Origin of the sequence: Hoeflea ulvae, from assembly GCF_026619435.1 — a bacterium.
GTDB lineage: Bacteria > Pseudomonadota > Alphaproteobacteria > Rhizobiales > Rhizobiaceae > Hoeflea > Hoeflea ulvae.
On record NZ_JAOVZQ010000001.1, the window covers coordinates 4793251 to 4807019 of the forward strand.

A 13769-nucleotide genomic window follows, 5' to 3' on the forward strand; every position below is an offset into this window, starting at 1 on the left:
CCCTCAGCCCTTCTTGAAGTTGAACTCGATCGGCTGGCCGGGAGCTGCCGGTTCGCTCAGACCGTCGTCCTTGATGACCCGGTAATCGGTCACTTTCCAGCCCTGTTCGCTGTCGTCGGGACCGAACTGGACCAGGTTGAGATCGCAGATGGCCTGGTGATCTTCCTTGCGGATCTTGCGCATGCCCTTGCAGGTGTCGAATTCGAGATCCTCAAGCGCGGCTATCACCTTTTCGGTGTCGGTGCTGCCGGCTTTCTGGATGGCGCTGGCATAGGCCAGCACCGAGGCATGGGCCTCGCCCATATAGCCTGCGGGATGCTGGTCGCCGGTTTCCTTGACATAGGCCGCATAGAGATCATCATTGATCTTATGGCCTTCATAGGCGCCGTAATACCAGTGGAACCCGGACCAGAGCCCCTCGGGCGTGTTCTTGCCCATGGCCTGGGCAATGATGAACTCGCTGCCCGGATCAACCATCACGTCGAACTTCTTGGTCAGACCATAGGCCGCGGCCTGGCTGAACATGGTCACGGCATCGCCGCCATAGACGCCGCAATACAGACCCTTGGCGGAGCTGCGCATCAGCTGCACGATCTCGTTCTTGTAGTCGGTCGCGCCATATTTGGTCCAGATCGGGTCGCCGATCTCCAGTGGCTTGTTGGCGGCCTGATAGAATTCGCTCATTCCGTCGACAAAGGAATCCCAATTGGACTGGCTGATCGCCGTCTGCGGGCTAATCATCATCCAGTCTGCGACGTCGGAGGAATCCTCCGCCACCAGCTTGGCCAGCGCCCGCTGACGCGAATAGGCATGGTCGCAGGTCCGGAAGAAATTTGGCGAGAACTGCTCGTGGGTGAGCTCGTTGGCCGAAGCCGCCGACACCACCAGCACGGAATTGTCGGCCTGCAGCGTCGGCGAAATGGCAAGTGCCACGCCACTCGACAGGACACCGAGCATCAGGTTCACGCCATTGCCGGAGAGATCCTTGGCCGCAGCAACACCGGCGGCGGGTGCCACCTTGTCGTCGCGGGTTACAAGTTCAAGCGGCCGCCCCATGACGCCGCCGGCCTGGTTGATCTGGTTGACCGCGATTGTGGCGCCTGCCAACTGGTATCGTCCGATCACTTCCTGTGATCCGCTCAAAGGCGCAATCAGCCCCAGCCGGATGGGATTTCCGTCCGCGCGTGATGGTCGCGCCAGGCTACCCAGCGCACCGGCTGCTCCGAACGCTCCAAGCGATTTGATGACATTGCGACGTGTAAGATTGTTGATCATAGATACCTCCTCCACAAGATTTTCGAACGATAGTTAGATTTCAGACTTCTGTCAATCAGAGCTCGCAGTCAAATCCTGGGGCATCTCATTCGCTGTAGACGCCATCGCGCAGAAGCGCTGCGGAGGCCAGATCCGCACCCTGGCGATGGGTGTAAAAGCCCGAGCACAGTCCTCCATCCACCCGCAGCATGCTGCCGGTGACATAGGAGGCCGCATCGGAGAGCAGGAACAACACGGTTGAGGCTATTTCCCCGGGCAACGCCATCCGCCCCATCGGCGTCCGGTCATCCAGCACCTCGGTGACAAAGCTTGGCGGAATCCCCTGCCGTACCAGTGGTGTGTCGACTCCGTTCGGCGCGACCGCATTGACCCTTATGCCGCGCCGGCCCCATTCGATCGCCAGGACGTCGGTCAGCCCCGCCACGCCGAATTTCGAGGAACAGTAATTCGACCGTCCGGCAAAACCGCCCAGCGAATTGACGGAGCCAATATTGACGATGGCGCCTGCGCCGTGGGCCAGCATGCGGCGCCCGGCGGACTGGCAGGACAGGAACATGCCCTTGAGATTGGTATCCATCACCAGATCCCAGCTGGCTTCGCTCATGCTCTCGGCCGGGGCCGGCCGCGACAGCCCGGCAGCGGTGACAAGGCCGAAGATCGGACCCAGCTCGTCTTCCAGCATCTCCACGGCGCGCTCGGTGGCGGCAGCGTCGCGCACGTCCAGCGTCAGCCCGATCGCCGCACCGCCCTGCCCGCGAATGGTCTCGGCGAAAGCATCAGCCTCGTCGCCCTGGATATCGGCAATGCCTACTGCGGCACCCGCCTTCACCAGCGCCTCCACCGTAGCGCGGCCGATTCCCGACGCCGCCCCGGTGACCAGCACGGTCTTTCCACTGAAATCAAAACGCACATTCATCGCGGCACTCCCAAGCTCGATTATCACTGACCTGTCACTGGACCAGTCCGCCCCTCACGCCTGGGGTGACCCGGCTTTCGCAAGCGTTTTGCGGGCAATCTCGAGGTGCAGCCGCTCGACCATCTTGCCCTCGAGCGCAATAACGCCCCTGTTGGCATTTTCGGGCTCGGCAAAGGCACAGACGATGCGCTCGGCCTCGGCGATTTCCTCAGCCGACGGCGAAAACGCCTGGTTGGCAAAGGCGATCTGCGACGGGTGGATCAGGGTCTTGCCATCAAAGCCCAGCACCGCGCCCTCCCGGCATTCCGCCTCGAAACCGGCCTGGTCACGAAAATCATTATAGACGCCATCCACAACATCCAGCCCGAAAGCCCGGGCATGGATGACGACCTGCAGCAGCCAGTGCAGCAATGTCGACCGGCCGGCGGGAAGCGGCACGCCTGTTTCCTTGGCAAGATCGTTGGAACCGATCACGAAGCACGACAGCCGCGCGTCCGGCCGGCGGCCCAGCCGGGCGATCTCGGCGATATTGACGATGCCGAGCGGGGTTTCGACCATTGCCCAGATATGCACGCCTTCCAGTCCCTGACGATCCAGCGCTGCGGCTGCATCCAGAATGTCCTGCGCTTGCTCGACCTTGGGCAGCAGGATCGCATCCGGCCGGCACTCCATCGCAGCCTCAAAATCCTCGGCGCCCCATTCCGTAGCTGCGGCATTGACGCGGATGACGCGCTGTTGTGCAGCGCCCGGGTTTGCCGAAAAATGCGCCTTCAGCGCGTCGCGCGCGCCGGGCTTGGCACCGGGCGCGACCGCGTCCTCGAGATCATAGACGATGGCGTCGCAGGCAAGCGTCGCGGATTTCGCCATGGCCTTGGCATTTGCGGCAGGCACATAAAGGACGGAACGGCGGGGACGGACGGAAGGCTGCATGAAAAGTCCAGTCTTGTTTGACAAATCGGAAACGCAATCAGGCCAGGCTCTCATAGATCACGTGGCCGTGCTCGTCGCTGACGGCGCCGACAACGCCGTCGTGCACGAGATAGTTGATGTGGGCCAGAACCTCGCCCAGGGCGAAGCCGACATTCTCCGGCCCTTCCACATGTGGAAACATGGTTTTTGAAAGCGCGAGCGCATGTTGCGGTTTGCGCAGATGGGTGATGGTGGCATCCAGCCGTTCGGTATGGTGTTCCTGCAATTGCCGGATCCGCGTGTGAACACCATAATAGGGCCGGCCATGCGACGGCAACACCAGAACATCCTCGGGGATGTCGGCGAACTGGGCAAAGGAGTCGAGATAGTCGCCAAGCGGGTCGGCATGGGGCAGCATCTCGTAGACGGCGATCACCGGCGTGATCTTTGGCAGGAGATGGTCGCCGGCGATGAGGATATTGTCCCGTTCACAGTAAAACGACGCGTGTTCGAACGCATGGCCGCGGGTCACGATCACGCGCCAGTCGCGCCGCCCAAAGCGAATGATTTCGCCGTCGCGGATTTCCGTGATCGCACCCGGAATGGTCGATGACATGTCTATGAAACGGTGGCGGCTGGTCAGCATCAGCTCGGCTCCCGCATCATCAAATCCGTGTCCGCGCATGAACCGGTGATGCTCGGTGTTCGAACCGGGAACATCACGGGTGTGGCTCAGCCGCGCCCAGACCCACTCGCCGAAAGTGCCGACGAACTCGGACCCGAAGCGGTCGACCAGCCAGCCCGCAAGGCCGATATGATCGACATGGCCATGGGTTGCGATGAGCGTGCGGACCGGCTCGCCCCGCATCGGATCTGCAAGCAGCTTCTCCCAGCATTTCTTGATCTGTGGTGTCACGCATCCGGTGTCGATGACGGTCCAGCCGTCCTCATTCTCCAGCAGCCAGACATTGACGTGATTGAGCCGGAACGGCAGCGGCAGACAGGCCCACAGGAGTCCGTCGGCAACCTTTGTCACCTCGCCCGGGGCCGGTGCCTTTTCGTAGGGAAACCGCAATGCGTCCGGCAAGGCGTTCATTGTCCGTCACCCCGTCCGCTCTCGCCAAACCGCGGCATCAGCACCCAGTAGTCGAGATCCAGCAGCACCGAGGCTGCCTCCTCCATCTGAGGGTCCGGGAAGCCTGCGCATGAAACATCCTTCGTCGCCACCGTCCTCACCCTGAGAGCGCCGACATCGGTGCGCCCGGCCACCACATGCTTGTCCAGCACTTCCGACCAGCAATAGACCGTGTCGCCGGAAGCGGCCGGGTTGACGTGGCGGCCGCCATTGATGGCAGCCACAAAGGCGGCATTGGCCAACCCGTTGAAGGACAGCGACCGCGCCAGATTCATCACGTGACCACCATAGACAATCCGGCGACCAAAGCGGCTCGACTGTTGCAACACCGCGTCGAAGTGACCCTTCGCCGTGTTCTGGTAGAGACGCGTGGCGATCTGGTGCTCGGCTTCCTCAATGGTCATGCCGTCGATGTGGTCGATTTTCTCGCCGATTTTGTAATCATCGAAGCCGTCCGTGCTGCCCGCCAGACGCCGGTCATAGCCTGAGAAATCGAGCGACGCGGGCACCACAAGCTCATCACCCGGCACAATGTCCGCCAGTTGCGGAACAACGCCCTGAGGGGCAGGAGACGCTTTGTCCCGCTTGTTGACCATCACCCAGCGGACAAAGCTGAGCACCGCATCGTCGTGCTGATTGTAGCCGGTCGACCGGACATAGACGATGCCGGTGCTGCCATTGGAATTTTCGCGAACACCGATGACTTCGCTGCGTGCGTGAAAACTGTCCCCCGGCCAGGCCGGGGCCAGAAACCTGCACTCCGCATAGCCCAGATTGGCCACCGCATTGAGCGAGACATCCGGCACCGTCTTGCCGAAAATCACATGAAACAGCAAAAGATTGTCGATTGGCGCCTGGCGCAACCCGCAGCTTTGGGCAAATGCGTCTGAGGACTGGACCGGAAAGCGCATGCCGTGCAAGGCGCTGTAGAGCGACACATCTCCCGTCGTCACAGTCCGTGGGACGGCATGGGAGATTTCCATTCCGGGACGGAAGTCCTCGAAGAAATTGCCTCTGGATGCTTTTGTCATCGCTGTAACACCTGTCTGGATCCCGCCGTACCCGGGCTGGTAGACAACCGGGCAAGCGGCCGTCCCGATTGATCTGGAAACCTCGACGTCCTACGTGGCAGCAGAGGGCTTCATGCCGATGGCTTCAGCCTGATCGATGACGCCTTGCACCAGGCGAACCGTCGCAACATCCACCATCTGGCCGTCGACCTGGATCGCACCCAGGCCCTGCGCCTGTGCGTCCCGATAGGCGGAGACCGCCTGGTAGGCCTTGTCGACCTCGTCCTGGGTGGGGCTGAAGACCTCCTGCGCAATGCTGACCTGGCTCGGGTGGATCGCCCATTTGCCGACTGCGCCGAGTTGCTTGGCGCGCCTGCATTCGGTCCGGAAATAGTCGCCGTCGCGGAAATTGACGAACGGCCCGTCGACGGCGTCGATGCCGAAGCTGCGCGCGGCGACGATCACCTTGTAGCGGGCATAATGCCAGATGTCGCCGGGATAGCCCGTGTCTCCGGACACCGCGCGCGGATCGATCCCCTGCGAGGCTGAATAGTCGCCCATGCCGAAGACCAGCGCCTCGAGCCGTTCGGACGCGCCGGCGATCTCCTCGACCCGCATGATCGCCTCGGCTTCCTCGATCAGCACCTCGATGCCGATCTTGCGGGTCAGCCCGAGCTTGCCTTCGATCTGCGTCAGCAACCGCTCGACGAAACGCACGTCACAGGCCGATTTCACCTTCGGAACCAGGATCGTGTCAAGATTGGCGCCTGCGCCTTCGACCACCTCGATGATGTCCTCATAGGCATAGTGGGTATCAAGATCATTGATGCGCACGCAGCGCACGCTTGCGCCCCAGTCCAGCGTGTTGAGCGCCTTGACGATCTGGGCCCGCGCGGGAACCTTGGCAGCGGGTGCTACCGCGTCCTCGAGATCAAGAAAGATGTGATCCACATCCAGCGATGCAGCCTTGGTCATCATCTTGTCGCTGCTGCCGGGAACAGCCAGTTGGCAGCGTCTCAGTCTTTTCGGGTTCAGTGACATCAAGCAAACTCCTGCAGCATGGGTGATCTGTCCGGCATACATGACCGGTCAAGCAAGGGCCACACGATCGGCAATTGCCGTTTGACGTGGAGCGATCCCTCTATATAATCTAACTATCGTTAGAATTTAATTTCGTAAAGCCCTATTTGCCGGGCCCCGAGGATCCGATGAAACCTGTTATCGTGGAATACCCTGCCGAGCATGTGGCACTGCTCAGACTCAATCGGCCGGAAGCGCGCAATGCGCTGAGCACGGAACTGCGCGTCGAACTCCGCGATCAGTTCAATCGGCTCTCTGAAGATTCCTCCATCCGCGCAATAGTTATCACCGGTGACATGCGTGCCTTTGCCGCCGGCGCCGACATCAAGGGCATGGTCGACATCGGCGCAGCCGAGATGATGGCGCGCAATGACGAGAAGAACTGGGCGGCCATCCGCAACTGCCCCAAGCCGGTGATTGCCGCCGTTGACGGCTATGCGCTGGGGGGCGGTTGCGAGCTCGCCATGCATGCCGACATCATCATTGCCGGCGAGGCGGCAATTTTTGGTCAGCCGGAAGTGCGCCTGGGCATCATGCCCGGTGCCGGCGGCACCCAGAGACTGGCGCGCGCGATCGGCAAATACAGGGCCATGCTGATGCTCCTGACCGCCGGCACGCTCACTGCGCAGGAGGCCTTTGCGGCCGGCCTTGTCAGCAAGGTCGTGGACGGCGACGGCGCCGTGGCCGAAGCGCTGTCGGTGGCCGGCACCATTGCCGCAATGCCTCCGCTCGCTGTGGCTGAAATCAAACAGGTGCTGCTCGCAGGGATGGAAACCAACCTAGAGACAGCGCTCATGCTGGAGCGCCGCGCGGCCTATCTGCTGTTCGAAACAGATGACAAACGCGCTGCCATGACCGCCTTCGTCAACAAGAATAAGCCAAGCTTTACAGGTAGTTGAACAAAGTTAGAGCTATCGCGACAAAGGGTGATGACATTTTTTCGAACAACTGTTAGAGTTTTCAAATGCCCCGATCTGGGAGACGGGGATGCTGGAGGAACGAATGAGATTATTTTCTGAACAGGACCGGTCCGGATTCCGTCAAACAGCGGCGGGCGTCTGACCATGTTGCATGTTGACGACATCCAGCTTTCCTTCGGCGGCGTGAATGCGCTTAGTGGTGTGAGTGTCCACGCCGAGGCCCAGGAAATCACCGCGGTCATCGGCCCCAATGGCGCCGGCAAGACCAGCCTCTTCAATGTCATTTCCGGTTTCTACAAGCCGCAGAAGGGCAAGGTGGTGCTTGACGGCCAGGACATCTCCGGCCTCAAGCCGGCGGCCCGCGCCTATTGCGGCATGTCCAGGACCTTCCAGAACATTGCCCTTTTCCACGGCATGAACGTGCTCGACAACGTCAAGCTTGGCGCCCACACCAAGCTCAAGAGCGGCGTCCTGTCGGCCGGGTTCCGGTTACCGATGACCCGGCGCGAGGAACGCGATCTCGGCCACGAGATCGAAAAGGACATCATCGGCCTGCTCGAGCTCGACCATGTCGCCCACACGCCGGTGGAAGACCTTTCCTACGGCCTGCAGAAACGGGTCGAGCTGGCCCGTGCGCTGGTGATGAAGCCCAAGATCCTGCTTCTCGACGAACCCGTGGCCGGCATGAACCGGGAAGAGAAGCGCGAAATGAGCCGCTTCGTTCTCGATGTCCGCCGCAACTGGCAGACCACGGTGCTGCTGATCGAGCATGACATGAGCATGGTCATGGAGATTTCCGACAAGGTGGTCGTGCTCTCCTTCGGCAAGCCGATCGCATCGGGCACGCCCGAGGAAATCAGAACCAATCCGGAAGTCATCAACGCCTATCTCGGCGTCGGGGATGAGGACACAGCCTCATCGGAAGCGGCGGAATAGGGACGCGAACATGGCATATTTTCTCGAATACTCAGCAGTCGGAATAGCAGCAGGCGGCGTCTACGCGCTCATTGCGCTCGGCATCGTGGTGATCTTCAAATCGTCACAGACCTTCAATTTCGCCGCCGGTGAAATGATGACGATGTCGGCCTACATGTTCTATACGGCCGCCGTCACCTTCTCCTTCGGCATCTATCTGGGCCTGATCGCGGCGCTGGTCGGCTCCGTGCTGGTGGCACTGGTCATCGAGCGCTTTGCGCTGCGTCCAATGGCCGGACGTCCCTACATCGCCATCGTCATGGTTACCTTCGGCATCGGCTCGATCATGCGCGGCATCATGGCCATGATCTGGGGCGCCAACGAATTGCAGATCCCGGCAATCCTGGCCCGTGATCCGGTGTGGATCGGCGAGCTGTTCATCCCGGGCAAGACCGCGCGGGCCTTCGCCATCGCCGTCATCATCGTTCTCAGCCTGATCACCTTCCTGCGCTATTCCCGCGCCGGCGTGGCATTGCGGGCTGCTGCCGCTGACCAGATCACGGCCTATTCCATGGGCATCGACGTGCGCAAGATCGTGGCCTTTGCCTGGGGCATCGCCGCCATCACCGGCGGCATCAGCGGCATCCTGATGGCCAATGTGAATTCGCTGACCCCGCATCTGGGCGTTGTCGCGCTCAATGTCTTGTCGGTGGTCATTCTGGGCGGCATGAACTCGATCGGCGGCGTTCTGGTCGCAGGCCTGATCATCGGCTGGCTCGAGGCGGTCACAGGCCTGTTCCTGGGCACCGAATTCCGCGAAATCACCCCTTACATTCTCGTCCTGCTGGTGTTGCTGTTCCGTCCCACCGGTCTGTTTGGCGGCAAAGAAGTCGAGCGCATCTGATGGCACATTCAACCGCAACCACCGCACCCGCGTCCCGCCCGTCCGCCAGCCGCGGCCTGTACTGGAACGCGACGTTCTTGGCACTGCTTCTGGTGCTGCCATTCATCGCGCCGCGCTACTGGATCTATTTCGCCTGCATCTTCGGCATCAATGTGATTGCCACCCATGGCCTCAACATCATGATGGGCTATACCGGCCTTCTGTCGCTCGGCCATGCGGCGTTTCTCGGTGTCGGCGCCTATACGACCGCGCTGTTGCAGATCCATCTCGGACTGCCGGTCTATATAACCCTGCCGCTGGCCGGCCTTGCGGCGGCCGTCATCGGCATCGGCTTCGGCCTGCCCTCCCTGCGTATCCGCGGCCTCTATCTGGTCATCGCCACCCTTGCCGCGCAGTTCATATTGCAATTCGTGTTCATCCACTGGGAAAGCGTCACCAATGGGGATGTCGGCCTTACCGTGACGCCGCCCGAAGTCTTCGGCATTGCGCTCAACACCGAAGAGCGGATGTTTTACCTGATCCTGTTCGTGGCGGTGCTGTCGACCCTGTTTGCGGTCAATGTCATCAAGTCGCGCGTCGGCCGCGCCTTCATCGCCATCCGCGAGCGCGACCTCACCGCCGAAGTGCTCGGTGTCGAGATCGTCTGGTACAAGCTGGTTTCCTTTGCGCTCGGCTCCTTCTATGCCGGCGTCGCGGGCGGCCTGCTGGTCTATTTCAACCACACCGTCAATCCCGAGCAGTTCGGCCTGATGCAATCGGTCTTCTTCCTGTCGGCGGTGATCATCGGTGGCATGGGATCGACGCTGGGCGCCATTCTCGGGGCCCTGTTCATGACCCTGATGCCCGAAGCGCTCAGCCAGAGCGTCCTCGGCGTCGGCGATCTGCTTGCCATCGACACCGCCAGCTTCCTCGTGCCGCTGCGCGAGACGATCTTCGGCTTCCTGATGGTTGCCTTTCTTATTTTCGAACCACGCGGCATCGCCCACATCTGGGCACGGATCCGCCAGAAATACCTGCAACGCAACGCGGCGCAGTAACGGCCTTCGGCTGTCAGAAAACAGCCGGAACGGGAGTGAAACAGCGATCATCAGGTCGCGAAAGTGGAGGAAACCATGCAGAAAAGACGCAATTTTCTAGTCGCCGCGGCTGCCGCCGTGATGATGACAGGTGCAGCGGGCGGCATCGGCCAAGCAGCTGCTGCTGAAGACACGATCAACTGGAGCGTTCATGTCGACCTGACCGGACCGGCCTCCTATGGCGGCATCCCGCAGGGCGACGGCTTCAAGTCCTATGTCGAATGGAAGAACAGCAATGGCGGCATCCGCGGCCGTCAGATCGATCTGCAGATCCACGACACCACCTTCAAGCCGGATGTGGCCGTTGCGACCTACAAGAAGGCACTGGCCGGTGGACGGGTCGATTATGTCTTCGGCGATTCCACCACGATGATCCAGGCGATTTCGCCCGAGAACAACGCCACGCAGAAGATCCTCACCGGCGGCGGTTCATTCGCCTCCGAACTGGCTGACAAGGAAAACTATCCGTTCTACTTCGTCGCCGGCGCCACCTATGGCAACCAGCTCGAACTGCTGGTCGACTATGTTGCCCAATCAGCCGGCAAGGACGCCAAGCTGGCGATCATGCATTCGAGCATCTCGCTTGGCCGCGACGGCATCGAGCAGGCCAAGGCGCGCGCTGAAAAGCACGGCATTGAAGTGGTCCTGGTTCAGCAGACCAAGTTTGTTGAAACCGATGTCAGCGCCTTCGCGCTTGCCATCCGCCAGGCACAACCCACCCACGTTCTTGTCCATGGCTATTCCTTCGCGGTCTGGCCGGAAGTCATTCGCCTGGTTCGCGATTACGGCATGGACGACACCGAGTTCATGGGATCGATGTGGCAGAACGAATACGAGAAGGTGCTCGAGCTGACTGACATCGCCGAAGGACTTGTCGGCATCAACGTGTTCAACGTGAACTCGAAGACCAGCGATGGCGAGATGATGAAGGTCATCACCGACATCCATGAGGCACGTGACCCCAACTTCAGCGGCTTCGTCCGCCTGGGCTTCCTCGATGCATGGATGAACGCCATGATGGCCACCAAGGCCTTTGAAATGGTCATTGACGAGGGCAAGGAAACCACCGGCGTGAACCTTGCCGCGGCCATGGCCAGCATCAAGGACTGGGACACCGGCGGAATGGTCGGCGCACCGGTGACCATGACCGGTCAGCAGGTTGGCCTGGGCCAGGTCATTCGCTGGGGTAAGGTCGACGGAAACTGGGCTCCTGTTCCGGTCACCGACTGGATGAAGGTCAACTGAACCATGGCGGCTGCTCTCGAAATCCAGAATCTTGAAGTTGTCTATCAGGGCGTCATCCAGGCGCTTGCGGGCATCAGCCTGCAGGTGCCGGAAGGCAGCATCGTCGCATTGCTTGGTGCCAATGGCGCCGGCAAGACGACCACTCTCAAGGCAATCTCCGGATTCCTTCCGCTTGAGAACGGCCGCGTCACCAGCGGCTCCATCCGCATCGGAGGCGACAACATCGCCAAGCTCGCGCCGCACACCATCGTGCGGCGCGGCACCTTCCATGTCCGCGAGGGCCGCCATGTCTTCACCGACATGACGGTGGAGGAAAACCTCGTCGCATCCACCTTCGCGCAGCGCAGCCCGCGATCGCGGAAGGAGGCCTTTGACGAGGTTTATACCTTCTTCCCGATCCTGTCGCAGCGGCGACATCAGCCGGCAGGCTTCCTGTCCGGCGGCGAACAGCAGATGCTCGCCATCGGCAGGGCGCTGGTCGCCGATCCGAAGATCATTCTGCTCGATGAGCCTTCGCTCGGTCTCGCGCCGCTGATCGTTAAGGACATTTTCGAGATCATTGCCCGCATCAACCGGGAAAAGAAGGTGTCCATGCTGCTGGTCGAGCAGAATGCGAGCATTGCGCTCAAATATGCAAGCTACGGCTATGTACTCGAAACCGGCCGTGTGGCGCTCGAGGGCACCACCAGCGACCTCGGCAAGAATGACGATATCCAGAAACTCTATCTCGGTGTCGATACCGACGAAATCGCCTGAACCGCTCACGCAGCCATCAGGACGCGCCTCCCAAGCGCAACAAAGGCGACGCTGTCAAAGCGACGCCTTTGTTTTGTCTGCGTCTCAAGGGATGCTGGTCAGTAGAGCGAGATGCCCATCGAGCGTCCGCCATCCAGCGTCATGATCTGGCCGGTGACGTTCTGCGTGCGGGGATTGGCGAAGAAGGCGATGCCATTGGCAATGTCCTCGGGCTGGCCGAGCGCCTTGGTCGGCTGCTTGGCGATGAGCTCCTGCTGGCGCTCGGGCGTCAATGAGCGGAACATCTCGGTCTCGATGAGACCCGGCGCAACCGCATTGACCAGAATGCCGCGCTCGGCCAGGTCAATCGCCGAACTCCGCGTCAGGCCGATAACACCGGCCTTCGATGTTCCGTAGGCGGCATGCGCATATCCGGCCAGATAGGCCCGTGACGCCACATTGATGATCCGTCCGCCACGGCTCATCCGCTTGATTGCCTCCTGCATGACAATGAAGGTGCCGATGACATTGACGTCGTACATCTTGCGGAAGTCGTCTTCACTGGTCGTGTCGAATTTGCCGTCCCAGAACACCGCAGCATTGTTGACCACAACGTCGAGACGGGGCAATCCGGCCACCAGGGCGGCCACTGCGGCGCGATCCGTGATCGACAGGGCATGATGCTCGACCGAGCCCCCTGCCGCCTTCAGGCCGGCGGCCGCGGTCGCAAGCGGCTCCGCCTGGCGATCGACCATGACCACATGAAACCCGTCTTCGAGCAGGCGGTTGACGGTTGCCAGGCCGATGCCCTGACCGGCGCCGGTGACGATTGCGACTTCGATCTTGGAATTCATGTTTGTTCCTTACGCGTCAACTGGCATGACAAAGGTTTCGGTCAGGCCGCCATCGACCATGAGCACGTGACCGTTCATGTAGCTTGAAGCCTTCGACACCATGAAGGCGACCACGCCACCCGCTTCTTCCGGGTCACCCCAGCGGCCCAGCGGAATCCGGCTGGAGACGCCCTTCTCATAGCCCGGACGGGCGAGAATGGTGTCGTTGATCTCGGTCAGGAAATAGCCCGGCGCCATCATGTTGCAAGTCACACCCTTGCCGCCCAGCTCAGCCGCCAGCGCGCGGGTCAGGCCCGCAACGCCATGCTTGCTGGCCACATAAGAGGTCACATTTTCCCGTCCGACCACGGCGAGCGCCGAGCCGACATTGACGATGCGTCCGTAGCCGCGGTCAGCCATCAGGCGGGCCGCCTCCCGGCACAGCACATAGGTTGCCCGCACATTGGTGCCCATCACCCGGTCCCAGGTGGCCGTGGTCGCCTCGGCCAGGGGTTCCCAGGCATTGATGCCGGCATTGTTGACGAGAATATCAAGCCGTCCCTCGGCCTTGCCGATGTCGCGAACGGCCGCAACGCAGGCATCGGTATCGGCGAGATCGAATGCACGGGTTTCGACATCATGCCCTTCCGAGCGCAGGATCGCCGCCGACCTTTCAAGCTGCTCGACGCCACGCGCGGTCATGTAGACCTTCGCGCCCGATTCGGCGATGGCCCGGGCCATTTCGAAGCCGAGGCCGCGGGATGAACCAGTCACCACCGCGACCTGGCCTTCAAGAGAAAATCTGTTGCTCATGAT

General features: G+C 61.2%; 14 protein-coding genes. 6 read left to right on the top strand and 8 right to left on the bottom strand.

Going from position 1 to position 13769, the window contains the following annotated elements; genetic code table 11:
* Positions 1 to 3 precede the first annotated feature (3 nt).
* From OEG82_RS22730 to OEG82_RS22755, 6 genes are all read right to left on the bottom strand, one after another.
* A complete protein-coding gene (locus OEG82_RS22730) occupies positions 4 to 1275 on the bottom strand; it encodes an ABC transporter substrate-binding protein (protein WP_267614631.1) in 1272 nt (423 codons plus the stop codon).
* An 85-nt stretch (positions 1276 to 1360) separates the two neighbouring features.
* Positions 1361 to 2191 (bottom strand): SDR family NAD(P)-dependent oxidoreductase, encoded by an 831-nt coding sequence (locus tag OEG82_RS22735; RefSeq protein WP_267614632.1) that lies wholly within the window; start codon positions 2189 to 2191, stop codon positions 1361 to 1363.
* 54 nt (positions 2192 to 2245) lie between these two features.
* Positions 2246 to 3121, bottom strand: coding sequence for an HpcH/HpaI aldolase/citrate lyase family protein (locus tag OEG82_RS22740; RefSeq protein WP_267614633.1), 876 nt, complete (start codon positions 3119 to 3121; stop codon positions 2246 to 2248).
* A 37-nt stretch (positions 3122 to 3158) separates the two neighbouring features.
* A complete protein-coding gene (locus OEG82_RS22745) occupies positions 3159 to 4196 on the bottom strand; it encodes an MBL fold metallo-hydrolase (RefSeq protein WP_267614634.1) in 1038 nt (345 codons plus the stop codon).
* Complete coding sequence (locus OEG82_RS22750) at positions 4193 to 5266, bottom strand: MaoC family dehydratase (protein ID WP_267614635.1); 1074 nt, start codon at positions 5264 to 5266, stop codon at positions 4193 to 4195. The genes OEG82_RS22745 and OEG82_RS22750 overlap by 4 nt, the downstream gene beginning before the upstream one ends.
* Before the next feature lie 90 nt (positions 5267 to 5356).
* On the bottom strand, positions 5357 to 6286 hold the full coding sequence (locus OEG82_RS22755) for an HpcH/HpaI aldolase/citrate lyase family protein (RefSeq protein WP_267614636.1): 930 nt from the start codon (positions 6284 to 6286) through the stop codon (positions 5357 to 5359).
* Positions 6287 to 6453: 167 nt separating this feature from the next.
* On the opposite strand from OEG82_RS22755, the gene OEG82_RS22760 reads away from it, so the two are divergent.
* From OEG82_RS22760 to OEG82_RS22785, 6 genes are all read left to right on the top strand, one after another.
* On the top strand, positions 6454 to 7224 hold the full coding sequence (locus tag OEG82_RS22760; RefSeq protein WP_267614637.1) for an enoyl-CoA hydratase-related protein: 771 nt from the start codon (positions 6454 to 6456) through the stop codon (positions 7222 to 7224).
* A gap of 165 nt (positions 7225 to 7389) precedes the next feature.
* The gene (locus OEG82_RS22765) at positions 7390 to 8181 is read left to right on the top strand and encodes an ABC transporter ATP-binding protein (RefSeq protein ID WP_267614638.1); all 792 of its coding nucleotides are present in this window, start codon (positions 7390 to 7392) and stop codon (positions 8179 to 8181) included.
* Between the two features lie 10 nt (positions 8182 to 8191).
* Positions 8192 to 9064: a branched-chain amino acid ABC transporter permease gene (locus OEG82_RS22770; RefSeq protein WP_267614639.1), complete on the top strand. Its 873-nt coding sequence runs from the start codon at positions 8192 to 8194 to the stop codon at positions 9062 to 9064.
* Positions 9064 to 10101 carry a branched-chain amino acid ABC transporter permease gene (locus OEG82_RS22775; RefSeq protein ID WP_267614640.1) on the top strand — a complete coding sequence of 346 codons (1038 nt, stop codon included), beginning with the start codon at positions 9064 to 9066 and terminating at the stop codon, positions 10099 to 10101. Before OEG82_RS22770 ends, OEG82_RS22775 begins: the two co-directional genes overlap by 1 nt.
* 75 nt (positions 10102 to 10176) lie before the next feature.
* Entirely contained in the window at positions 10177 to 11385 is a 1209-nt protein-coding gene (locus OEG82_RS22780; RefSeq protein WP_267614641.1) for an ABC transporter substrate-binding protein, read from the top strand.
* A gap of 3 nt (positions 11386 to 11388) precedes the next feature.
* On the top strand, positions 11389 to 12141 hold the full coding sequence (locus tag OEG82_RS22785; RefSeq protein WP_267614642.1) for an ABC transporter ATP-binding protein: 753 nt from the start codon (positions 11389 to 11391) through the stop codon (positions 12139 to 12141).
* Between the two features lie 98 nt (positions 12142 to 12239).
* On the opposite strand, the gene OEG82_RS22790 is transcribed toward OEG82_RS22785, so the two are convergent.
* Both OEG82_RS22790 and OEG82_RS22795 read right to left on the bottom strand, forming a co-directional pair.
* Positions 12240 to 12974, bottom strand: coding sequence for an SDR family NAD(P)-dependent oxidoreductase (locus tag OEG82_RS22790; RefSeq protein ID WP_267614643.1), 735 nt, complete (start codon positions 12972 to 12974; stop codon positions 12240 to 12242).
* A 9-nt stretch (positions 12975 to 12983) separates the two neighbouring features.
* Positions 12984 to 13766, bottom strand: a complete 783-nt coding sequence (locus OEG82_RS22795) for an SDR family NAD(P)-dependent oxidoreductase (RefSeq protein ID WP_267614644.1) — start codon at positions 13764 to 13766, stop codon at positions 12984 to 12986.
* Positions 13767 to 13769 lie beyond the last annotated feature (3 nt).